The following is a 22,707-nucleotide window of genomic DNA, read 5'->3' as shown; positions in this document are numbered from 1 at the left end:
AGGGCTAACGTACTCATTGTTTGACATCCATTCATTTCATGATAGTAGCCATATATGACATTTCCCTTCATTCTTGATAAAATACAAGGATAAATCTTTTTCAAAACATGGAGACGGTATTATGCAGGATGTTTTGTATACTCAGGAAGGGAACGTATGGTAATGAAGGAGAACAGCCAAGCCAAAGTGAAAGACATGCTGAATACGATGGCGCGAAATGGATGGAGAGTAACGGAACAAAGAAGGACGTTAGCTCAGATCTTCGCTGACCACGACGGTTATTTATCACCCAAAGATGTATATGATCAAATGTCCGTCTATTACCCGAGCATGAGTCTGGATACGGTTTATCGTAATCTTCGCATGTTAAGTGAGATGGGGGTTTTGGAGCATTTCTATTTTATGGACGGGGGTTTAAAGTTCAAAGAGAACTGCACGACCCACCACCATCATCATTTGATTTGCGTTAACTGCGAAAAAACACTTCCCTTTGATTACTGTCCAATGGACCACGGTTTTGTATTACCCGGGAATTACAAAGTCTTGCGGCATCGCTTTGAGGTTTATGGATTATGCGAAGGCTGCCAAGCACTTGAGAAGGAAGAGACTTTGGAATAAGGAAAGTCCATGATAAAAAAATAATAGGCCTCTCAGCTGGAACGGGCGTATGCCTAGAGCTGGGAGGTCTTTTAGCGTAAATCGGGAAATAGCTTATGCAGCCGCATAACCAGCAAGCTGTTCATGGAACCAGTCCTCGTCAAAGTTGAGGTTACTATATCGTTTTGATAAGTTCACCTCGTATCGTGCAGCGGAAAGCAGCACATGTAAGGAGTTACCCATAACAACTTGGGATATCAGAAGTTGGGTGAGAAAGGTTCCTGTTGTTGTATTGTCCGGATTTCCTTAAATAGTTAAATCGATGACTATGAATCTTGTAAATAGACTTGAGAGGATTTAAGGATAACGAAATCTATGTTTATACGAAAAAACAAACTTTTAAACTGATATTTTTGCCTTATACCATTCTCTCAACTTGGTAATATACTATATCATTCCCAAGAAAAGGAGTGGTATAGATGGCAAACAGCGATTTACGTCTTGCTCTTTGGTCTGGCCCTAATTTTTCTGTTCGTAGGATTCTCTTCAGACGCGGAGGTGTTGCAATTCGCGATCTTGGAGCATTTCGATTTGACAACATCCTTTCGAGTTTTCGGCTTAGAAATGTAGTGGAAAGCTCTCAAGTAACCCTTGTACTATTTTCGAGAATTAACTTTCAGGGATCATTCCGTGTATTCCGGGGAAGCCAAAATGTAGCGAACTTAGGCAATTTTGATAATGTAACATCTTCGCTCATTTTGGTAGGACGAAATCTTACGGATGCTGAAATTTCTCAAATTCAAAGCACAGGCAGACCGCCTAGAGACATCCTCATCATAAGACAGTAATTCCTGCAAAAGGGAACTCTCGATTTGGTTGGCAATATGCATCAGCATTATGGAACCGTGTAATTTAGGATGTAGGATTCATGGTCAACGAAAAGCAGCTCACTCCTCATTAGAGGATGGGCTGCTTTTGTGATTTTTCAAATCATCGAGAAAGAAATTTTCGATGCAGAAAGGGAAAGCTTCCATACTACGCTATCGGAATTGAACTATGATCAATCTGAATTGGAATAATACATTATTATTTGTCCTGATGAGTTAGATGATGTTCATGTCTAAGAGGCGCTTAACACGAAACGGGCAGCAGGGCTGCCCGTTCTTAAAGTTAGATGGATTTCTGCAAGTATTGCTCAAGCGTCAAGTTCTGTCTCGTGATCTCTCCCGCAATATAAACGCCGACATACCGAACATGCCAAGGCTCGTACGAATAACCGGTAAGCTTTTCCTTGCCCTTGCCATAACGAATAATGAAGCCGTATTTATGGGCGTTGGCTTTCAGCCACTTGCCTTCCTTCGTGCTGCCGAAGCTTTGCTCCAGTGCATATCCAACCGAGGCGCTGGAGATGTCCATGCTTAGACCGGTCTGATGCTCGCTCTGTCCCGGGCGCGCGCTGGTCTTGTTCGCTACGGCTTCGCCTTTGATGCTGGCGTTGCGTTCAAAGATCGATTTTTGCGTGGCGTACGAACGGTAGCCGGAGACAGCTTTGAGCTCAATGCCGTCCTTTTTAGCAGCAGCGAATAAATCCTCCAAGGCATTGGCCGCGATTTTTCTCAACTGCTTCTTAGGGCTTGGCCCAGAGAAGCTGAACGGAACATTGGGAACGACCAGATCCTTCGGAACATAAGTGGAAGGTAGATTTCTCTGCTTGTTTACCAGTACAACCGTGCTGGAAAGGTTCGTGACCGTTTGAATTCCGCCTATGGTTTTCACGGTCCGGCTCGGAGCGTTCATCTGCATAAATTTCGCGAAGCTCTGCGACGAGCGCGATGCAGCGGCAATCGCTTGATCAGCTCCCTTTGGAAAAGGCATGCAGGTTAAAGCCAAGCTTGCGACCAAGGAACCGATGACGATTTTCGGCATGAACGACGTTAATTTGCTATTTTTCATATGCTGTATCCCTCCTGATCCCATTACACATAGAGTATATAGGAGAAACATGTCGAAATAATATCTAAAATGTTTCCGACATGTAACAAGAATCATAGATGCTTAGACGGAGGAGTCTTTAGGCAATTCCTATGAATCTACCGTCTTTTGACATTTAGATGTATAATTCAGGAAGTAAGCTATATAAACAACCAACGACCCAGCCTAGATTAATAGCGATCTGTGGCTGGGTCATTTTTATAGATTACAGAGAACCTAAGAAATATAAAGAACACCTCAGAGCTAAATAAGCCCTGTAAGAACGCAGGAATGTGGGCTAAACTGGTGAAATAATGAGGCTCAAACCAATTGATAAGGATGATTTTTTATGAAATATAGGGATATCAACAATCAAAAATATCATGTGCTCGCCAGAGGGGTTATTCTCTCGGATGGTAACCTATTAATCGCGCACTGTAAGGGCATGGACAACACATTTCTTCCAGGCGGTCACGTAGAGTTTAAGGAAGGCATGAGAACCACGTTATCCAGGGAGATTAAAGAGGAGTTTGGACAAGAGAGTATCGTGGGGGAATATATAGGGTGTGTTGAAGCTGATTTTGAGCTTCCCACGACCTACCATCAGGAACTCAATCATTTATTTCGAGTCGAGTTACCACATATCGATCATTCAATAAACCCTGAATCCCAAGAGAACCATTTGGAGTTTTACTGGATTCGAATGAATGACATGGAGCAGCATAATCTGCAGCCATACCCCGTAAGAGAGGTTATTCAGAGATATTTTAATAAAGAGGAAGGACCGTTCTGGGAAAGTACATTTGAAGACCACTGAAAGAAACAGCATAGCGAAGGAGGCCGTGACATAATGGATTTCTTTTTTGGCATTGTTCCCGAAGCGGATATTTATGAGAAGGTCATGAACGTAAGAGAAAAATACCGTGTGCAGAATGGTTCGGACCCACACATCACCGTCAAAGCCTCTTGTGGACTTACAGAGGATATGAGCTGGCTTTCCAAATGCCGAAAGATCATATCGGAGTTCGGAAGTTTCCAAATTACCATTGGTGGGCCGAGATATTTTGGAGATAAAGATGTATTGTATCTGGATGTTCAGTCAGATGAGCTGATTGAGCTGCATAAACAACTTGTGTCGGTGTTTAAGCCAAACGAGGAAAGTATTAAGAAATGTTTTGAACTAGAGCTTTATAAGCCTCATATTACGGTAGCACGAAAATCAAGGTTATCCGAAGCTACCATTGAAGAGATGAGAAAGGATATCCTTCTTGACTTTGAAAATAACCACACGTTTTCTGTGTCCACCGTTAGTTTATTTTATCGAGCGAATAAAACCGAAAAGTACAGAATAAAGGAAGACATCAAGAGCATGTAATTCGGTAACGTAGAGGTCCTTAGGTCATCGTTATGAAAGGCGGTATATCCTATGATTCGAGCTGTTATTTTTGATCTTGATGGGACATTGCTAGACCGCAGCACTTCTCTATATCACTTTGTTGTTGATCAATATGCGAGGATTATACATAACGCTAAAAGTATAGGGATGGAGCGATATACAAACCGATTTATTGAATTAGATCATCGCGGCTATGTGTGGAAGGATCGAGTCTACCAGGAGTTGATCAAGGAGTTTGAGCTGCCGCTGGATTGGAATGAACTATTAGCTGATTATACGAGTGGATTCAGTAAACATGCTGTCCCCTTTCCGAATACGCACGAGGTTTTGGAAAGACTTAAAAACCATGGCTTTAAGCTAGGAATCATTACGAATGGAGTTGGGGACTTCCAGTCAAGTAATATTGAGGCTCTAGGAATTCAGAAGTATTTTGAAGTGATTCTGATTTCCGAAATCGAGGGCATTCGAAAACCTGATCCAGCCATATTTCTTAGGGCAGCTGAACGGATGGGGGTACAACCTCAAGCCTGCGTTTATGTAGGAGATCATCCTGCGAATGACATTGCTGCGAGCAAGAACGCGGGAATGAAAGGGATCTGGAAGGAAGATGGTTTTTATACAGAGCCGGTTGATTATGATGGAAAGGTAAGCGATTTATTCGAGATCGAGAGAATCATAGAGCAATGGAATCTTGGGATTAAGCCCATGAAGTAGGTGACCACGTTGAAGTATAAAGCAATTTTGTTCGATTTTGACGGTACATTGGCAGATACATTGCCTATTTGTTTTTATTCGTTTCAAAAGATCTTTGCTACCTATGATCAGCGAACATTATCGGATCAAGATATTGTTGCCATGTTCGGACCATCCGAGGTTGGTATCATTCAGCAGAATTTACGCTGTAAAGATCGGGTTCATGAAGCGATTGATGATTACTATTTGCACTACGAAAGAGAACACGACAGAATGGTATCCGGTAACCAAGAAATCCTCGAATTGATAAATCTCATTCACCACAAAGGGATCTCGACAGGTATCGTAACCGGAAAGGCAAGAAGAAGCTACGACATATCCGTAAAGCATCTATTTCCAGATGATCTGTTCAAAGTGTCGATAACCGGTGACGATGTTGTTGATCCAAAGCCTCATCCGGAAGGGATTATAAAGGCAATGAAGCTATTGGGATGCTCACCTCAAGAAACGTTATTTGTCGGAGATAGTCAGGCAGATATTGAAGCTGGAGTTAGAGCGAAGGTGAAGACTGTGGGAGTGAATTGGCTCGACAATTCTCATAGCAGCGAGTTTTTAATAAAGCCTGATTATGAATTCTCCAGCATATCGGAATTTATCAGTGAACTGATCGAGAAGTAAAAGATAGGGGAGGGGGAGGGAACCATTGATGTATAGCCGCCCGTATGGAGAACTTTACGTTTGATGTGATCAGGGCTTGTGAGTAGTGGATATATCGGGGTTCCGTCATCAACAATTTATTTGCCTTTGTAAAATACAGATGGAGGTATTCAATATGGAAGTGTTTCAATGTACTGACTCTAGCACGATCGCTCATCTAAATAAGGATGTTCATGATCTACATTACGCTTTATATCCTGAGTATTTTAAAGCATATAATGATGAAGAAGTTAATCAATTTTTTCAAAAATTGATGGCAGATAAGACGTCGAATCATTACTTTTATCTTCTTTGTGGTCGAGGCCGGGCTTTAGGATACATATGTTTTGAAAAAAACAGTACCAAGAGAGTGTTTTTAAGATATCAACTCAATCGGTTTATGTTCATCAGTTAAGCATTATTAAAGAAGTTCAGCGGAAGGGATTAGGCACGCTTCTGATGGATAAAGTATGCGAATTTGCGCTTGAACACGGAATCCCCAAAATTGATCTTGATTACTGGATCGATAATGAGCATGCTGAAAGGTTCTATCAGAAACAAGGTTTTAAAAAATACAGAGAGTTTCTATATAAAGATTTAACTTAAGAGCCTAGTTATTTCCGTAACTAAGCTCCAACAAAAAATACATGGTGGTGGATGCATGGGCTCTAGAATTATGCATTTGATTATTGCTAATAAAATTGCAGACAGTCTAGCAATTAAAGATAAGGCGTCCTTTTTAATAGGTGGCATAGCTCCTGACGCGGTCCCCACCAAAGACACATCCCACTTCTTCAAAGGCGAAGTTCAAAATTATACACGATATATCGATTATCATGGTTTCCTACATAAGTATAGCTCGTATAAAGACAGTCATTATGTATTGGGGTATTTTGCACATTTAATCGCCGATGATATTTGGCTGCAGGGGTTTAATCTAGCTTGGCTGAAAAATAGAATGGGAGCAGATGAAGGGTTGTACAAGCGATACCATCATGACTTCCGATTACTAAATGGAAAGTTACTGGAATACTATGGTGTCATGGATGAGTTAAGAAATTGGCTTAGCATACAACCGACCATCATGAATTTGCAGGAAGTTAAGGCAAGTGAAGTTAAACAATTTATTCCTTCCGCATTGGGCGATATGGAGTATGATCAGGACGAGTTGAATGAGAGCCTCCAGGTATTTACATTTGACCAAATCGTCGGATATATCGAAACATCGGTAGATAAGGGACTTATACATTTGAAGCCTATACTAACCTTAACCACAGATTTAAATTAATATGTAATCCATCCGATCTCACGCAGATTCTCTATCACCCCTGAATAGGGATCTAGAGGACAAACGCCCCAGCCGGTTGAAATGGTTAGGGCGGAATACCATTGATTTGTTTCTATAAGATAGTTCTGGAAAATACGACATGTTAAAGGTTATCCAACGAAATGGAGGTGACATGATGGATGTGCAGTTAGTGAGACCATCAACGAAATATAAAGAGGAATATTTATCTTTTTATCAAGAATGGCTGGAAAGTAATGAGGTTATGGTGCCTTGGGTAATAACAAAGGATCCTCGTGACTTTGAAGGCATGCTGCATTTTTTATTGAACAATGAAGAAGGTATCGAACCCCGGAAGGTTGGGTTAGGGATTCCACTTACTGGTTGGTTACCGAAACAAATAGAATTGTGGGAGCTGTAAATATAAGACACCAGCTAAATGAGAAGCTACTGAATTGTGGCGGTCATATTGGAATATGGGATTCGGCCTTCTGAACGTCGTAAGGGGTACGCAACCCAATTATTATCCTTAGCGTTAGAGAAAACCAAAGAACTGGGAATACGTAAAGTGTTAGTCGTATGTGATGCCGATAATATTGCTTCCAAGAAAACGATTATGAAGAACGGCGGAATTCAAGATCATGATTATATTGAAGAAGATGGAAACATCGTCAATCGATTTTGGATAGAGGTATAACCAATGAATTGGAGTATTCGCAGTAGAAAATAGTAAGTTCTAACCGAAACTAATCCTGAAAGAGCTGAGAACATGATAACCATTAAGTTGAAATCATGGACAGTCGAGTATGATCCTGAGACAACAAGGAATTACTATAAATCATATCGCTTCATTACTGATGGATGCTCATGTTTATTTTGTAGGAATTATGTAGAAGCAATCAGAACATTGCCGCAAGGAATTTTAGATTTTTTTGATAGATTTGGTATAGATCCTCGTAAGGAAGGCGAAGTATCTGAATATTACGAAGATGAGGATGGAACGCACTTGTATGGTGGATTTTATCATATCGTTGGAAGGATATTAGATGGACCAGATTGCTGGATAACGTCAGGCGATGACACAATCAGTAATGCTTATTTATCAGACGATTTAATTGAGATTGATGGATTTACTTTTGGTTTTACATATGGATTGAGTCTAGTACCTGATACGTTTCCAAGCCCAGCTCTACAGGTTGAATTTCAAGGAAAGCTGCCGTGGGTGCTGCCAGAGAAATGGTAATTATAACTGCATGGGTACCAGAGGCGAAGCTAGGAGAGCAAAATAATAACTATCTCATTGCTTACGCCGAAGCGATGTCGATACGGAATTCCAAAACATGGTATAATCATTTCAATTCAAATCAAAAGGTTGGGCTAACTTATGGAATTCATCATTAAACCAATTGCCTATGTACGTAATTCGCGAACGGAAATTAAAGATGATCAATGGGGCTCCATTGTAACTGAAATTGAGCTGGTTGATGATTTAAATGCGTCATCGCTTGAAGGAATAAGCGATTTTTCACATTTGGAGATTATTTTTTACTTCGATAAAGTAGCGGATGACAAAATTCAATATGAGGCGAGACATCCACGAAATAATAAGGAATTTCCCATGGTGGGGATATTTGCCCAGCGTGGAAAGAACAGACCCAATAAATTAGGTTTGACTACAGTCGAACTGCTGGGGCATCATCATAAAAAATTGATCGTAAAACATTTAGATGCAATTGATGGTACGCCCATCATTGATATTAAACCTGTTATGAAGGAGTTCCTACCCAACCGCGAGGTGAAGCAGCCGGAATGGTCTAAGAAATTAATGGAAGATTATTGGGGTTGAAAAACTATTAATACGTCAAACGTCGGAGGAGATTACATCAAACTGTTGAGGATTGAAACTGAAAGATTGGTTGTTCGGGCTTATCAAGACAATGATCTCCAGGAAGCATTTGAGTTGATGCAAGATAATGACCTGTTTACATACTTGCCGATGGAGATCATGACATTCGAGGAGTATAAAGAGCTTTTTAGTTGGCTTATCGGATGCTATGAAATCAGTCCACAGCACGACTGGTATAAATATTCGTTTGTCATCACTAGAAAGGATGATGGACGACACGTTGGTTGGTGCGGTATTGGAAGCCTTGATTTTAATCATAGCTCCAAGGAGATTTTCTATTTAATAGGAAAACCATTCTGGGGAATGGGCTACGCCAGTGAAGCCGTTAAAGCACTTGTCGAATATTGTTTTAATGAGTTGGCTCTAGCTGAATTAGTGGCGGTTGTGAAGCCGGGTAATCAACCATCCAGGAAAGTACTGGATAAGCTTGGATTTGAATATGTGCATCAGGTTTCTGGTTTGCCAGAAGAATTTGATTTTTATAATGGAGAGCTTTATTACACATTAAGTAAAGAAAATTGTAACTCTTAGTATATAAATACATTTTATATCCCTTTGTAGGGGGACAGTGGAAATTAAACGTCCCCCAGGTTTTGTTAGATAACGTTTGGTTATGAGATAAGTCAGATGTATAATAAATAGAATTACACTCAACCTATGACCCAGCCTAAGATATGAGCTATCTATGGCTGGGTCATTTTTTTTGAAGCAAGGATCATTGATTTCATTTAAAGGAGCATGGTATGTCAGAATATTATTGGGATCATCAAATTGAGTATCTAAGAAATACCAGATGGTTGTATTACAACGATGATTATTTGGAATTTCTAGTACAGCGCGTTTGGAAGATTCATAAACCGGTGAAGATCATCGAGTATGGATGCGGTTTCGGATACATGGGACTAAAACTTCTCCCAATACTCCCTGAAGGGTCAACATATACCGGCATCGACAAAGGCGTAGATTTAATTAATCATGCCAATGAAATATTCGCGCAGCTTCCATACGATTCTGAATTTATCGTGAGTGATATTGAGGATACTCCATTTGAAAAGAAGTATGACATCGCAATCAGTCATGCTTTTTTACTGCATATGACAGATCCTGAAAGAATCCTGAAGAAGATGATCGATAGTGTGAAAGGAAACGGGATGGTCATCTGCTTCGAACCCCATTGGATTGCCAATATGTCGAATAATTATCTGGATGGAATCGAGCAAAGTGACATAATCCGGTTAGGGATTCTACAGGAGTTATTCGAACAAGATCGCAAACGTACGGGGAAGGACGGCAATATAGGCATCCAAATACCGATTCTCCTAAGCCAGCTAGGATTAAGGAACGTTGGCTGCAGGGTTAGCGATAAGGTTAACTTTCTTGACCAAAACATGGACGTTGAAGGGAAAAGCTTTCTGTATCGTGCTTTGAAGGAAGAGGGCTTGGGACAAGAACCCGATGACATTACAGAAGTAATGAACAATTTATTATCTAGAGGATTAAACGAGACTAAAGCGATGGAGCAATATGAAGCTGAAGGAGCATTTTCACAACGGTTTACGGATGAATCCTGGTTAGTCTATGCCCCCAATATGAAGATATCTTTCGGAACCGTAGAGTAAAAACTTAATGTATCACGACAAAGAACCTAGGAGACGTGGAAATGATACAGATCCTTGAAGAACCCGTTGGAAGCACTTATAAGCAGCTTATATCATTGGCATTTAAAATATGTGATGAGTTCATTTTAGTTAAAAGAGAGCAACTGGAGTTAACGGAGAAGACGGAAATACTAATCGAAGAACTAAAGCCATACGTTAATACGGTGAAGAAACAAGAGGAATGGCCGGGAACGCGATTATTGGGACACCATGCGGACATATATTATTTCAATTGCAAGCCTGAATTGGAAGAACTGTTAATCAATAAAGCGAAGGGACTATATCGATGGAGACATCCTGATTTGCTAGAGGATTTATGCTTCTTTAAGAACAAAGAAGTATGGTTACTGACGACAGCCCACGAGCAGTTAGGATTTATCACAACGACAGATCGAGTAGAAATTTCAATGATTAGGGAAATCGAAGGGATTATGATTCAAGAAATAAGGAGTTAGAAAACTTCAAATAAGAAGGACAATAGAATGGATATCCAATATTTATTTCATTATTATGAAGACAGTAATGGACCTTTTAAGAACTTATCGTCTCTACCACTGGATGAGGCCAAAGCCGTCATGAAAGCAATAAAAGCGAAGGGGAGCGTTTTTGCTAGTAAACGGCCAGAGAACTATCTGGAAGTTCGATTTGATCTAGAAGAGAAAGCCCGCAAGTTGTTTATTCAAAAAGGCGGAAAGCCAAAAATGAAGTATCCCCATTATATGACATTGGGAAGGTGCAAATGGCTTAAAGAATGGTATACCACTGGGGAAGAAATCCAAATTCAAATTAGTGAATTCAACCCGGATATCCTTAGCTTTACGTATGGGGATCTGTTTCCTACCATGAGGTATAAAGATGGAAAACCATACAGGGAGCAGATTTATACGTTTCATGAAATCGTGAAAATCATTGATGAATATGGATTACCCCAAGCCTGGAATCCAGATGGAGATAAAGGGCCAGAAAGATATATTGAAGTGCAAGTTTGGGATGAGGAAGTACTTAGGAAATATATGTGAAGGAGCAAGCTTGGTCATGTCATCATTTCAATTTTTAAAAATGACAGAGCAATACGCCTCATTAATCGCCAGATGGACATATGAAGAACCTTACTCTCTATACAGTATGGATGGAGGTTTGGACGATATATCCGAGTTTATGAATGGTGACTACTTCTATGTCTTGGATTACGCAAATGAATTAATAGGATTTATATGTACAGGTAACTCGGCGCGTGTACCGGGAGGGTATCAAATTGGCATTTATAATGATGAGCAATACATCGATTTTGGCCTGGGTCTAAAGCCGGAACTGACGGGGAAGGGATACGGTGAACAATTCTTAATAAGCAGTCTTGATTTTATTAAAGACGAGTATGATAAATCAGATGTTCAATTAGTTGTAGCAGCATTCAATGAACGAGCCATTAAAGTGTATGAACGTGTTGGGTTCATTAAAGGCCAGTCATTCAAGAGTAAGGTTTCGGGTCAGGAGATTGATTTTCTGGTAATGCATTATTCAATGAAATAGTGAATACAAGTCATACTTTTCATTTCTTGGGAGGGATTCGAACGATGCATCCTATTTTCAAGCCATTCACGGAACATCTCCATTTTACAGGAGATTTGAAGACAGATATTCAGCAATTCCTTACACTCAATCAGTGTTCAGAAACCGCTAAGCATTGCTCGGATGTTGGGGCAGAGTCTAGGAGGCTTGCATTATTGTTTGATGCCGATCCGGTCGCGGCCGAGACGGCAGGTTGGTTGCATGACATTAGCGTAGTTTTTCCGAACCATGCCAGAATCGATGCAGCTAGACAATTAGCCATTGACGTATTACCTGAAGAAGAAAAATATCCAATGATTATTCACCAGAAAATCTCGAAGGTCATGGCGGAACAAGTCTTTCATGTTACAGATGAGGAAATATTAAATGCAGTTGGCTGCCATACAACCTTGAGGTCCAACTCCACGTTGCTTGACCAGGTTTTGTTTGTCGCCGACAAGATCTCCTGGGATCAGAAAGGAACGCCTCCTTATCTAAATGAACTGAAAAAGAATTTACAGGAATCCCTAACACACGGCGCATTTACATATATCAATTACTTATGGGAACGAAAAGAAACCTTGAAGGTGATTCATCCTTGGTTGGCTGATGCATACGAAGAATTAAAAGAAAACATTCAATTGGATTAGCTGCAGTGTGGTGAGAAGGCGCGTTAAGGGAACAGTTATTAAATAACGTACATAGGGAGCGAATAAATATGAAAACCTTGAGTCCGGTGAAAAAACAAATTGGAGCGGTATTTGTCATTGTACATAATATGCCTAGAGCGGTTGAATGGTATCGGGAAATCCTGGGGTTACCCAAAGATGAGGAGTATACCCGGAATACGGATCCTGATGTAAAAACGATCTACTCGATTCCATTAGGAAACACGAGCCTTTTGCTCGACAGCATACATCGGGATGAGATCAAGCCAAGCGAAAATCATCTATTCTTCTTCGATACGGATGATATTGAAGCAACTTATGCGTTTATGAAGTCCAAGAAAGTAGATATTGTTTCGCCTATTGAAGGAGCTAATGGTCCAAGGTTCTTTGCGGTCAATGATAGTGAAGGAAATCGGATTATGTTTTGTGAAGAACAACAAAATGAGCGACTTAACGGCTTACTGAAGTGAATAAACGAGGTCCAATGAAGTAAAAAAAGGGTGGGGAATCGCATGATCCTTGAAGTGGCTATGTTAAACGTAAAGCCAGGACTTAGCGCGGATTTCGAAGCAGATTTTAGAAAAGCATCAAACATTATTTCTGGTATGAAAGGCTATATCTATCACGAGCTTCAAAAATGTCTGGAAGTGGAGAACAAATATATATTGCTCGTTAGATGGGATTCCTTGGAGGATCATACCGTTGGTTTTAGAGAGTCGCAGGAATACCAACAATGGAAAGCATTGCTGCACCATTATTATGATCCCTTCCCGGTCGTTGAACATTACGAGAATATAGAAATGGAATAAGGAATGTACATGATCGATCAGGCAAAAGGTCCGGTTGAACAATACGTTTAGGAGAGATGTCATTTCTATGAAAGTAGTCGAGCTCGATGAAAAAAAGCTGGTAGGAATACGGGTAGTCTGTCCTGGTGATCAATATGCCAATGAAATCCCCAAAGCTTCTGTTATGCTCAGGTACAGGCTGGGCGAAATCCAAGAAGTTATCCATCCGGCGAGACTTGTCGGGGCCTTTATTGTTGGAGATTACTCCGAAGAGGAGGATGGTTACTGGGTATGTGTCGAGGTAAGCGAATTTAAAGAGATCCCTGAAGACATGGTTTCTTTAGTGGTCCCCAAACAAAAATATGCTGTTATCACTCATAAAGGACCCAATCATCAAATCAGAAGCACCTATGAGCAGCTGCATCGATGGATCCATGATCATCAGTTCGAGCGGATTCATCGGGCATGGCATCTGGAGATATCAGATGAATGGGGACATGACCGGATCAGTGATATTGAAGTTGATTTATATGACACCATTAAATAATGCAGGATGATGAAGCTTAGATTCCAGGCACTGATGTGTTCAAAAGCAATCCATATGGCCTTGGTCTGCTCCTGCAGCCGGACGATAAGAGAGGGTGGGAATGATGAGAATCGCCTTAGTGTTATTTAACGGCGTTACATTTCTAGACTTTGTTGGATTCTATGACGTGATTTATCGTCTTAATCAGTTTGATTCGTCCCAAGGAACAACGTGGGATATTTGTGGCTTGACCGAGGAGGTTACGGATGAACTTGGAATGACGGTAAAGGTGAATGTCATCAGGCCTGATTTATCTGAATATGATTTCGTATTCCTTCCGGGAGGAATGGGAACCAGAAAGCTCATACATGACAAGGATTTCATGGATTGGATCAAGACCGCCGAATCCGTTGAGTACAAAGTCTCGGTATGCACCGGATCCTTGTTGTGGGGGGCAGCAGGGTTCTTGAAGAATAAGAAAGCCACCACCCATCCTAATGTTTATGGCCTACTGGAACCTTACTGCTTGGAAGTAGTCAAGTCCCGGATTGTGAAGGATGGTAAAGTTATAACAGCAGGAGGCGTAGCGACATCTATCGATTTAGGGGTCTATGTCATTGAATTATTCGCTGGAACGGAAGCTGCGGATTTGGTAAAGAAGCAGATTGACTATCCTTATTCGGCCGTTGGCATCGTTGAAGTGGAGGCTGGGACATGAATCTTGCCAATAAAATAACGTTATTAAGGATTGGCTTGATCCCTCTGTTCTTCTTGGCCTGCCAGCCGTATCCTTCCTGGTTGGTGAATCAATCCGTAGTCTTTCAATATTTGAACGAGTATGGGGGTTACTGGGCTGTATCCATATTTATTATTGCATCGGTTACGGATAAATTAGACGGGTATATTGCCCGCAAATATAACCAGATTACGAATCTAGGAAAATTATTGGATCCACTTGCAGATAAGCTATTAGTATCAGCTGCCTTGATCGTAATGGTCGCACAGCGGTTGATCCCAGCATGGATTGCTTTGATTATTATCGGGAGAGAGGTGTTTGTTTCCGGGATTCGCATCATGGCTGCTGCGAAAGGAATCGTGCTCGCCGCTGATCAGCATGGGAAACTCAAGCTAGTCCTTCAAGTTATCGGAATTGCAGCTGTGCTGTTACGCAATGATCCATTTACATACATCACGAGCTTTCGGGTTGATTATACGATTATGCTCATGGCAGCTATCTTAACCGTATATTCAGGATATATGTACATGAGAAATAATTATAAGTCGTTAAAGCTGGAGTTTTAAGGAGCGGCCCAAATATGGCCGTCTCCCCCACAGAACCAGCAAATTGCTAATTTTACTCGATAGGGGAAGGGGATTCTCTAATGGGAGATGTTCAAATTCAATCGCTCATTGAAAATTATTTGGATGCTTATAACTCCTTTGATATTGAAGGAATGATCAGGCTCTTGCATGATGACATTGAATTTCGAAACGTCAATAACGGTGTAGTGGATACGGAAACGAAAGGAATCGAGCAATTCCGTGCCTTAGCTGAACAGTCGCTGACGATATTCTCACAAAGATGCCAGACCATGAAGCAGATCACGATTACTGGTGATAGAGCTGAGATTGAGGTGGATTACGAAGGGGTATTGGCTGTGGATCTGCCGAATGGAATGAAAGCCGGGGAATCTTTGAAACTTACAGGAAGATCAATGTTTCTTGTGCAGGATGACAAGCTAAGGGTCATCGAGGACTATAGTTAGACCGCAATGCAGCGGAACTAGAGGGAGGCGAAGATTAGCAGGCTCCATGCCCCCCAATCTTTTTCAAAGGTACATATAAAATAAAGGGGGCAGAAACCGTGAATGGTAAGCCTCAGCTCGTATTAGATTTAGCGGGGTATTGGTGAGCAATTTTTCATCGACTTTTTGGCCTGCGATATGCGGAGAGTTTGGACTTTCATTTCAGCGTATTCGAGAGCAATTTGACGAAGTGCGAAAAGATCTTTGGACCGGGAAGCTCAGGGAGGACGATTTTTGGATTTGGTTATGCAACCGCATCAAATGGGTGAATAGAGAAGAGGCCCGGAAGCTGCTGATTCAGTCACTGGAGCCGCTTCCTGCCATTCACTCCTTAGGGCAGTGGAGCCAAATCGCAGATATTCATGTTTTAAGCAATCATTGTAAGGAATGGCTGGAACCGATTCTTGACCAAATCGAGCCTCATACCAAAAGCATCACCATCTCTAATCAAGTAGGCTTATCGAAGCCAGATATCCAAATATATCACCATGTAGCACAATATTTTGATGATTATGGCGCCTCCCATCCCATGGTTCTTTATATCGATGATCAAGAAAAGAATCTGATCCCCGCTATAAAGCTCGGCTGGAACACTCTACTTGCCGACAATAAGCATCAATGGCTCCATCAAGTAGAGCCGATCCTTTCTGGAATACGCTGCGAGAAGTAGAAAGCAAGGAGGCAGAAGATCATGAAGATTTCCGTGTTAAATGGAGCGGATGCTCCCTCATATCAAGAGGTTCGACTAGACGGGCTAAGAAGGGATCCCCATGCGTTTGGCTCCACCTACGATCGGGAAGTGAAGTTCTCTCTGGAAACGGTAACGGAAAGAATACAACCGAGTCGGGATAAATTTGTTTTAGGGGCTTTTGAGGAGGATGGATCACTAGTTGGAATCGTAACCTTTATGCGAGAGAGCGGCATGAAGACGTTACATAAGGGCAATGTGTTTGGAATGTATGTGATTTCCGAGAAGCGGGGAATGGGGGTCGGAAGACAATTGATGGAGGAACTGATTCGAAGAGCCAGGGAGGCGGAAGGGATCGAACAGATTAATTTAACGGTCGTCTCCGATAATCATCCTGCTAAGCAATTATATCAGTCCATCGGATTTCAGACGTTTGGATTAGAGCGAAATGCCCTTAAGTTCGAAGGACAATACTTTGATGAGGAATGGATGGTGCTTAGTCTGTAGAATCCTTCGTCCTTTAACGATGGCTGATTTGCTTAATAGAAGTAGTAGAAAGAAACCGATTTACCTGGTCTTTTTTTGTGAGAAGTCCATGTTCCGCTGTCTATACTTCGGCGCCCTTCAAGATGTATAATCATGGAAGATGCTCTAACCACAACCACCTCCGCCCAAGATAAGGGCATCTTAAGGTCGGGGTGGTTTGGTAATGATTGGAATGTTAATAGTTCTCACCAAGGAGTGATAGTGATGAACAAACAACTGATCCAACTATATGACTACAACGTATGGGCGAACGAGCGAGTGATGGATCATCTTGACACGCTGCCAAGCGAAGTCTTCTTAAGGGAAGTCGATCTAGGGTTTAAATCCATTGCCGAAGTGGTTAGTCACCTCGTCTCTGCGGATAACATATGGTTAAACAGAATCAAAGAAGAACAGGTCTCGACCTTCGCAAAGAAAGCATTCACGGATCTTAAGGAAGCGCGCCAGGAGATGGACGAATTACAGTCGCAAATTCGCGATTACGTATCATCGCTGACCGATGCGGAGAAGAAGGTCTCGTATACGATGGCAAGTGGACGGCAAATGGAAAATTCAATCGCCGAGATCCTTCAGCATGTCGTGAATCACGGAACCTATCACAGAGGCAATATAACGACCATGCTTCGATCCTTCGGTTATCAGGGGGTAATGACGGATTACCTTGTCTTTTTAATGAAGTGAGGCGTGTCGATGAGAGGGGGGGAGATAGATGCGGAGCATAAAGCCAGGACGTGGGCCGTCAGCCATGGGAGCGGCTGGAAGCGTTGTTGTTGGGCTGTTCGGCGTGTTCTGGACGATCTCGGCCGCGAACATGGGGGCTCCTGTATTCATAGTCATTTTCGGGATTGTCTTTGTCGGCATCGCAATTGTGCAAGGGATTATCCATTATAAAAATGCGACGGGCGCTAACCGCATGTCGGTGTACGATATTACGGATAACGAACCAGATCCCTTTGATCGATATGTTGGTCAAGATTCGAGGCAGGATCATAAGGGCGACTTGCCGGTTCCCCAAGGTGATTTCAACTTTTGTCCTTATTGCGGAAGATCCATCGACAATGATTTGTACCAATATTGTCCGAAGTGCGGAAATGAGATCGAGGCGGGATGAGGCGTCTCTCGCTGTTCAATCCCGTCTCATTCAATACGACATAAAGAGGCTAACCGCCATAGCGGTTAGCCTCTTTATTGTTGCATCTGAGCAGCATTGTAACAATCACTGCCCTATTCCTTCAACGAGCCGATCAGCAGGCCTTTGATGAAATACCGCTGCAGGAACGGATAGAACAGCACGACCGGACCGATCGTCAGAATGGCCGTAGCCATCTTGACCGATTCCTGCGGCAGCGTCTGGGTGCCGAGAATGGCACCGCTGCTCTGCATCTGCTGGATCATGCTGATTTCCGAGTTCAGTTTAAACAGCAGGTACTGAAGCGGGTAGAGCTTCTCGTTATCCACGAGCATGATGGCGTTAAACCAGTTGTTCCAGTAGGCGATGCCGTAGAACAGCGTAATCGTCGCAAGGACGGGCATGCACAGCGGAAAGAAAATCCGGAACGCGATATAGAAATCGCTGGCGCCGTCGATCTTCGCAGCCTCCGTGAGGGATGCCGGGATCTGGGACATATAATTGCGCACAAGAAACAGGTTGAACGGATTGAATACCAGCGATGGAATGATCAGCGCCCAGATCGTGTTGTTCAATCCAAGATTAAGGTTAATGAGGTACCAAGGGACAAGCCCTGTGTTAAATACCATCGTGATGAAAAAGAACAATCCGAGCCGGTTGCGGTAACGGATGTGCTTGGCGGCAAGCGTATATCCGGCCATGGACGTGATCGTTACGGCCAGGATGGTGCCGACCACGGTGACGAAGATCGAGATCATATAGCTCCGGTACAGCGGCGTGCTGCCGAACAGGAGCAATTTGTAGGCATCGAGCGACAGCTCGGTCGGAAACAGCTGGTAGCCGAATTGTTTAATGCTGGCTTCATCGGTGAAGGACACCATGAGCACGAGCAGCATCGGCAAGATGCACAGGATGGAGATGATGCCGATCAGAACGGCGTTTAAGGTGTTGAACAATTTAGGTCTGGACGTCATCGGTATTCGCTCCTTTCCGAACGGTTCCGGCTCGTATTAAAACAACGCATGGTCCGGATTCACCTTCTTCACGATTTTGTTGCTGCCCCACACGAGGATGAAGCCGACCACAGACTGGTACAGGCCGACAGCCATCGCCTGTGCCGGGTTCCCGATGGTACGAAGAGAACGGAATACGTACGTGTCAATGACATCGACAGTCGGATACAGGAGGCCGTTGTCCTTTACGATGGCATAGATCATATCGAAGCTGCCGTACATAATTTTGCCAAGCGCCAGCAGCGTCAGAATGGACACGGTCGGCAGCATGAGCGGGATCGTGATATGGCGGATGAGCTGCCAGCGGGTAGCGCCGTCGATCCGCCCGGCTTCGTAATAGCTGTCGTCAATGCCCGTGATGGCGGCCAAATAAATGACGAGGTTCATCCCGAGGTCCTTCCAGACCGCCGCGATCGTGAGGATCCAGGTCCAATATTTCGGCGATGCGTACCAGTTGACGGGATCGACATGGAAGAACGCCAGGATCCGGTTCAGGATGCCGTAGTCCGTCGACAGCAGGCTGTAAATAATGTAGCTGACAATGACCCAGGACAAGAAATGCGGGAACAAAATCGTGGACTGCGTCACCCTGGAGAACCAGCGGCTGCGAAGCTCGTTGAACAGGATGGCCAGCGCCATTGCGGCTATGGTGCCGACGATAATGAACAAGAAGTTGAGCTTCAGGGTGTTGAAGGTGACTTCCCATGCCCGGGGCGACGAGAAGAAGAACTTGAAATTGTCAAAGCCGACCCAGTCCGAGTTGAAGAGCCCTGTCTTGAAGTTGAATTTCTGAAACGCAATGAGCATGTACGGGAGCGTAAAATAGCCGAAGACCAGCGTATAGATGGCGGCCGGTACGATGAGCAGGTACGCGGAGCCGTTCGAGCGGATTTCACGCAGAAAGCCGGAGCGGCTTTTTTTCATAGGAGGCACGTCCTTTCGTTTATGATGGGGCTGCAAGCGTCAGCAGTTCTGTTTCGAGTGTAAAGAGAGTTGCCGTGACCCGTAAACTATGAAAATGGAGTTTGAGCGGATTGGAAGGCAGGAAGCGGACTTTAAAAACGGGAAAAAACTTCGAATTTTCGTATTCAGGTCTGCGCCTCCAGATTGAAAGAATAGCGGTAAAAGCCTGATTTTATAAGGGGTTTGAGCAGGGAGGCCAAAGATGGAATGGAAAGCTTTGAAATATAAGAATGCGTTTTCATATTGATGAATGCACGCTGCAAATGTAAGATGAGAGTAAAATGCGGATCCGAACCCAGCGATCCGGTGGGTTGATTGCTTCAATAATCTGACATAGATATTACATATAATGACAGCGATGTTGTTGGATTTTAGATGGAAGTCCATGCTTCATAAAAGACAAATGGCAAGGGGGGAGAATATGATCCGGCAGCGATTGTTCCGTTATGCAGTGTACCGCAACATGTTTCTCAGTTTTGTTTTGCTTACGGCAGCCATGATTGCCCTTGTAACCGTCGTCCTGTTTACGATGTTCTCCTGGAGCACCGCGAAGGAGGTCGGGAAAATCTCCGAGTCGATGCTGAAGCAGAACAGCGCCGTATCCAGCGTCATCCGCGATCAGATCTATAATGTCGGCAACCTGCTGCTCAGCGACAAGGAGATCGTGAACGCCTTGTTGGATAAAAAAGCCGATCCGCTCAAGCAGTACGGCGTGTTCGGCACGCTGAACCGAATTCAGTCCACTTACCCGTTCATTCATTCCATTGGAATCTATAACGGCTCGAACAATACGTATCTCAACACGAAAGGGATTACCAAGGAGCAGGAGAAGGAGCTGCTTGAGGAGATCAACAGCAAGAATACGACGTATTTTCACCTCTTCCCGCGCAGGATATCGGTCGCGAGTTCGCCAAGCCGTAGCGAAGACGTGCTAACCTTTGTCCTTCTTCCGAGCTACTATTCGCCGCTTAGCTCCAAAGGCGCCATTGTGATCAACATGAGCACCTCCACCATTCAGGAGCTCATTGGCGGATACCGGAACGAAGCGGTGGATTCGCTGTATGTTATTGATGATCATGGAACGATCATTACCCATTCGGACCGGGCCCGCTTCATGGAGGATATTTCGCAGGAATCGTATGTGCAGTCCATTCTGTCCTCCACTTCGGAAAGCGGCTATTTCACCCGCTCCATCGACGGCAGCAAGAGCATCGTCACCTACGTCAAATCGAAGGATATGAATTGGACGTTTATCAGCGTGAGCCAATATCAAAATCTGCTGTTCAACATGCAGACCTTGCGAACCACAGCGCTGGTTCTGGCGTTGGCCTGCTTTGTCGTCAGCATCTTCCTGTCGATCTGGCTGACCCATCATGCGTACAATCCGATTCGCCACCTGCTGGAGAAGATGATCCCCCTTCCGAAAATGAAGGAAAACCGCCGTCAAATCAACGAATTCGCTATCCTCGATACGACCTACGCAGAGATGACGGAACGAATGCGGTCGATGGAATCCGAAGCTTCGGTCGCCCGAGAGGCCCAGGTGCTGCAGCTGCTCAGCGGCGGCGATGAGACGGCATTCCGGCGCTTGGCCAGGGACGGCAAGGGGCCGTTTTTCCTGGCGGCAGCCCTTCTTCTCGATAGCCAAGACGGCTCGCCCGGCGGTGAGGACGGGGAGCTGCAATCGTATTCCTGCGCCGCCGTCGCCCGGGCTGCCCAGCAGATGCTGGAGCCTGAGGGAGCGTGGGTGGCCGCGGTCGGGGAAGGCGTCGTAGCGGTTATTCTGCCGATCAAGCAGAACCGTCCGCCGATCCGGGTAACCGGCATGCTGGAGGAGCTGCAGGGCGAAATGCTCCGTACGCTCCGCGTATCCGTCACGGTAGGAATCGGAACGGCCGCGCAGACGTACGAGGAGCTGCGTGAGTCGTTCGATTACGCGCAGTCCTGCTTCCGGCAGCGGTTTTTCGAAGGCAAGGGCAGGCTGTTCCATTGCGATCCGGTCGTCGCCGCGGAGAAGGAGCGGTCGGATGCGCAGTATCCGGACAAGCGGGAGAAGCGGATCATCGAGGCCATCAAGCTGCAGCAGCGGGACAAGCTGGAGAAGGAAATCGACCTGTGGATCAAGGAGATCCGGGATTACAACTACCATGAAGTAATGTTTTTCATGAATCAGTTCATCGGCGGTCTGTACAAGCAGCTCAATGTCCACACGGTGAAGAGCCGGGAGAGTGCGGAGCTGTTCCTTGGCTTCACGCGGCGCATTACCCGTTTCCAGACGCTGCAGGAAACCGCGGATGCCTTGAAGGAGCTCGCCCTGCGGCTTTGCAGCCTGTCCGAGGAGTCGGGCGCGGTGCGGCATGCCGAGGTCGTGGACTTCATTCAGATGTACGTGCGAAAGCACTATGCACGGCCGGATATGTCGCTCGAGCAGGTGGCGGGCGAGGTCAAGCTGTCCCGAAGCTATGTCGGCAAGCTGTTCAAGGCGCATTGCGAGCTTTCGTTCAACGATTACTTGAATGCCGTCCGCCTGGAGAAAGCCAGAGAGCTTCTCGTGAGCACCGAGGAGTCGGTGCAATCGATCAGCGAGAAGGTGGGCATTTTGAATACGACTTATTTCTATACGCTGTTTAAAAAGCATTACCAAATCTCGCCTGCGCAGTTCCGAAGCCAGCATGCGATTGAGACGAAAAAAGCGCAGTGACGGAAAGTTAATACGCGTGTTCAAATTTTGAAGTTCAGGCTGCTTCCTGACCTGGTTCATGATGGATAGAGGACTTATTGAACAGCCTCTACAAGCGTTTTAAAATGGCGAAATCGATCATTTTGAAGTA

The 22,707-nt window shown here is 44.1% G+C and carries 32 protein-coding genes; 29 read left to right on the top strand and 3 right to left on the bottom strand.

Annotated elements, in window-relative coordinates; genetic code table 11:
• Positions 1-156: 156 nt before the first annotated feature.
• Both NST08_RS20425 and NST08_RS29945 read left to right on the top strand, forming a co-directional pair.
• Entirely contained in the window at positions 157-618 is a 462-nt protein-coding gene (locus NST08_RS20425; RefSeq protein WP_028404689.1) for a Fur family transcriptional regulator, read from the top strand.
• 458 nt (positions 619-1,076) lie between these two features.
• A complete protein-coding gene (locus tag NST08_RS29945; RefSeq protein ID WP_007127878.1) occupies positions 1,077-1,445 on the top strand; it encodes a hypothetical protein in 369 nt (122 codons plus the stop codon).
• A 322-nt stretch (positions 1,446-1,767) separates the two neighbouring features.
• Here NST08_RS29945 and NST08_RS20420 read toward each other — a convergent pair whose 3' ends face one another.
• Complete coding sequence (locus tag NST08_RS20420; RefSeq protein ID WP_007127879.1) at positions 1,768-2,550, bottom strand: M15 family metallopeptidase; 783 nt, start codon at positions 2,548-2,550, stop codon at positions 1,768-1,770.
• 367 nt (positions 2,551-2,917) lie between these two features.
• Between NST08_RS20420 and NST08_RS20415 the strand changes: the two genes are divergently transcribed.
• From NST08_RS20415 to NST08_RS20290, 26 genes are all read left to right on the top strand, one after another.
• The gene (locus NST08_RS20415) at positions 2,918-3,385 is read left to right on the top strand and encodes an NUDIX domain-containing protein (RefSeq protein ID WP_341342233.1); all 468 of its coding nucleotides are present in this window, start codon (positions 2,918-2,920) and stop codon (positions 3,383-3,385) included.
• A gap of 33 nt (positions 3,386-3,418) precedes the next feature.
• Positions 3,419-3,943 (top strand): 2'-5' RNA ligase family protein, encoded by a 525-nt coding sequence (locus tag NST08_RS20410; RefSeq protein ID WP_341342232.1) that lies wholly within the window; start codon positions 3,419-3,421, stop codon positions 3,941-3,943.
• Between the two features lie 51 nt (positions 3,944-3,994).
• Positions 3,995-4,678, top strand: a complete 684-nt coding sequence (locus NST08_RS20405; RefSeq protein ID WP_341342231.1) for an HAD family hydrolase — start codon at positions 3,995-3,997, stop codon at positions 4,676-4,678.
• 9 nt (positions 4,679-4,687) lie between these two features.
• The gene (locus tag NST08_RS20400; protein ID WP_144873279.1) at positions 4,688-5,335 is read left to right on the top strand and encodes an HAD family hydrolase; all 648 of its coding nucleotides are present in this window, start codon (positions 4,688-4,690) and stop codon (positions 5,333-5,335) included.
• A 399-nt stretch (positions 5,336-5,734) separates the two neighbouring features.
• Positions 5,735-5,959, top strand: coding sequence for a GNAT family N-acetyltransferase (locus NST08_RS20395; protein WP_321185845.1), 225 nt, complete (start codon positions 5,735-5,737; stop codon positions 5,957-5,959).
• 55 nt (positions 5,960-6,014) lie between these two features.
• Entirely contained in the window at positions 6,015-6,641 is a 627-nt protein-coding gene (locus tag NST08_RS20390) for a zinc dependent phospholipase C family protein (RefSeq protein ID WP_144873276.1), read from the top strand.
• A gap of 172 nt (positions 6,642-6,813) precedes the next feature.
• Positions 6,814-7,059: a hypothetical protein gene (locus NST08_RS20385; protein WP_341342230.1), complete on the top strand. Its 246-nt coding sequence runs from the start codon at positions 6,814-6,816 to the stop codon at positions 7,057-7,059.
• Positions 7,060-7,095: 36 nt separating this feature from the next.
• The gene (locus NST08_RS20380; protein WP_341342229.1) at positions 7,096-7,335 is read left to right on the top strand and encodes a GNAT family N-acetyltransferase; all 240 of its coding nucleotides are present in this window, start codon (positions 7,096-7,098) and stop codon (positions 7,333-7,335) included.
• A 72-nt stretch (positions 7,336-7,407) separates the two neighbouring features.
• Positions 7,408-7,881 (top strand): hypothetical protein, encoded by a 474-nt coding sequence (locus NST08_RS20375; protein WP_341342228.1) that lies wholly within the window; start codon positions 7,408-7,410, stop codon positions 7,879-7,881.
• 141 nt (positions 7,882-8,022) lie between these two features.
• Complete coding sequence (tsaA, locus tag NST08_RS20370) at positions 8,023-8,484, top strand: tRNA (N6-threonylcarbamoyladenosine(37)-N6)-methyltransferase TrmO (RefSeq protein ID WP_251537366.1); 462 nt, start codon at positions 8,023-8,025, stop codon at positions 8,482-8,484.
• A gap of 45 nt (positions 8,485-8,529) precedes the next feature.
• Positions 8,530-9,075 carry a GNAT family N-acetyltransferase gene (locus NST08_RS20365; RefSeq protein WP_251537369.1) on the top strand — a complete coding sequence of 182 codons (546 nt, stop codon included), beginning with the start codon at positions 8,530-8,532 and terminating at the stop codon, positions 9,073-9,075.
• Positions 9,076-9,287: 212 nt separating this feature from the next.
• Complete coding sequence (locus NST08_RS20360; protein ID WP_251537371.1) at positions 9,288-10,163, top strand: class I SAM-dependent methyltransferase; 876 nt, start codon at positions 9,288-9,290, stop codon at positions 10,161-10,163.
• 41 nt (positions 10,164-10,204) lie between these two features.
• On the top strand, positions 10,205-10,657 hold the full coding sequence (locus tag NST08_RS20355) for a hypothetical protein (protein ID WP_341342227.1): 453 nt from the start codon (positions 10,205-10,207) through the stop codon (positions 10,655-10,657).
• 27 nt (positions 10,658-10,684) lie between these two features.
• A complete protein-coding gene (locus NST08_RS20350) occupies positions 10,685-11,221 on the top strand; it encodes a hypothetical protein (protein ID WP_007127897.1) in 537 nt (178 codons plus the stop codon).
• Positions 11,222-11,237: 16 nt separating this feature from the next.
• Positions 11,238-11,732: a GNAT family N-acetyltransferase gene (locus NST08_RS20345; RefSeq protein WP_007127898.1), complete on the top strand. Its 495-nt coding sequence runs from the start codon at positions 11,238-11,240 to the stop codon at positions 11,730-11,732.
• 44 nt (positions 11,733-11,776) lie between these two features.
• Positions 11,777-12,400 (top strand): bis(5'-nucleosyl)-tetraphosphatase (symmetrical) YqeK, encoded by a 624-nt coding sequence (gene yqeK / locus NST08_RS20340; protein ID WP_007127899.1) that lies wholly within the window; start codon positions 11,777-11,779, stop codon positions 12,398-12,400.
• A gap of 68 nt (positions 12,401-12,468) precedes the next feature.
• Complete coding sequence (locus NST08_RS20335; protein ID WP_051425087.1) at positions 12,469-12,888, top strand: VOC family protein; 420 nt, start codon at positions 12,469-12,471, stop codon at positions 12,886-12,888.
• 42 nt (positions 12,889-12,930) lie between these two features.
• Positions 12,931-13,227, top strand: a complete 297-nt coding sequence (locus tag NST08_RS20330; protein ID WP_028404678.1) for an antibiotic biosynthesis monooxygenase family protein — start codon at positions 12,931-12,933, stop codon at positions 13,225-13,227.
• Between the two features lie 67 nt (positions 13,228-13,294).
• On the top strand, positions 13,295-13,753 hold the full coding sequence (locus NST08_RS20325; protein WP_028404677.1) for a GyrI-like domain-containing protein: 459 nt from the start codon (positions 13,295-13,297) through the stop codon (positions 13,751-13,753).
• Positions 13,754-13,856: 103 nt separating this feature from the next.
• On the top strand, positions 13,857-14,450 hold the full coding sequence (locus NST08_RS20320) for a DJ-1/PfpI family protein (protein ID WP_213614726.1): 594 nt from the start codon (positions 13,857-13,859) through the stop codon (positions 14,448-14,450).
• Positions 14,447-15,034: a CDP-diacylglycerol--glycerol-3-phosphate 3-phosphatidyltransferase gene (gene pgsA / locus NST08_RS20315; RefSeq protein WP_341342226.1), complete on the top strand. Its 588-nt coding sequence runs from the start codon at positions 14,447-14,449 to the stop codon at positions 15,032-15,034. Before NST08_RS20320 ends, pgsA begins: the two co-directional genes overlap by 4 nt.
• An 80-nt stretch (positions 15,035-15,114) precedes the next feature.
• Positions 15,115-15,498 (top strand): nuclear transport factor 2 family protein, encoded by a 384-nt coding sequence (locus tag NST08_RS20310; protein ID WP_341342225.1) that lies wholly within the window; start codon positions 15,115-15,117, stop codon positions 15,496-15,498.
• 142 nt (positions 15,499-15,640) lie between these two features.
• Positions 15,641-16,207 (top strand): haloacid dehalogenase, encoded by a 567-nt coding sequence (locus NST08_RS20305; RefSeq protein WP_341342224.1) that lies wholly within the window; start codon positions 15,641-15,643, stop codon positions 16,205-16,207.
• A 21-nt stretch (positions 16,208-16,228) separates the two neighbouring features.
• Positions 16,229-16,732, top strand: coding sequence for a GNAT family N-acetyltransferase (locus tag NST08_RS20300; protein WP_341342223.1), 504 nt, complete (start codon positions 16,229-16,231; stop codon positions 16,730-16,732).
• Positions 16,733-16,975: 243 nt separating this feature from the next.
• Positions 16,976-17,452: a DinB family protein gene (locus NST08_RS20295; protein ID WP_007127908.1), complete on the top strand. Its 477-nt coding sequence runs from the start codon at positions 16,976-16,978 to the stop codon at positions 17,450-17,452.
• 28 nt (positions 17,453-17,480) lie between these two features.
• A complete protein-coding gene (locus NST08_RS20290; RefSeq protein ID WP_144872020.1) occupies positions 17,481-17,882 on the top strand; it encodes a zinc ribbon domain-containing protein in 402 nt (133 codons plus the stop codon).
• A gap of 113 nt (positions 17,883-17,995) precedes the next feature.
• Here NST08_RS20290 and NST08_RS20285 read toward each other — a convergent pair whose 3' ends face one another.
• Positions 17,996-18,874, bottom strand: coding sequence for a carbohydrate ABC transporter permease (locus tag NST08_RS20285; protein ID WP_341342222.1), 879 nt, complete (start codon positions 18,872-18,874; stop codon positions 17,996-17,998).
• 36 nt (positions 18,875-18,910) lie between these two features.
• Positions 18,911-19,837 (bottom strand): ABC transporter permease, encoded by a 927-nt coding sequence (locus NST08_RS20280; RefSeq protein ID WP_007127911.1) that lies wholly within the window; start codon positions 19,835-19,837, stop codon positions 18,911-18,913.
• A 460-nt stretch (positions 19,838-20,297) separates the two neighbouring features.
• On the opposite strand from NST08_RS20280, the gene NST08_RS20275 reads away from it, so the two are divergent.
• Positions 20,298-22,577 (top strand): helix-turn-helix domain-containing protein, encoded by a 2,280-nt coding sequence (locus tag NST08_RS20275; RefSeq protein ID WP_251537401.1) that lies wholly within the window; start codon positions 20,298-20,300, stop codon positions 22,575-22,577.
• The last annotated feature ends 130 nt before the right edge of the window (positions 22,578-22,707 follow it).

Source organism: Paenibacillus sp. FSL K6-1566 (assembly GCF_038050475.1).
Classification (GTDB): Bacteria; Bacillota; Bacilli; order Paenibacillales; family Paenibacillaceae; genus Paenibacillus_AQ; species Paenibacillus_AQ lactis.
The sequence above is the reverse complement of the archived record's forward strand: the minus strand, read 5'-3'. Positions and strand labels throughout refer to the sequence as shown.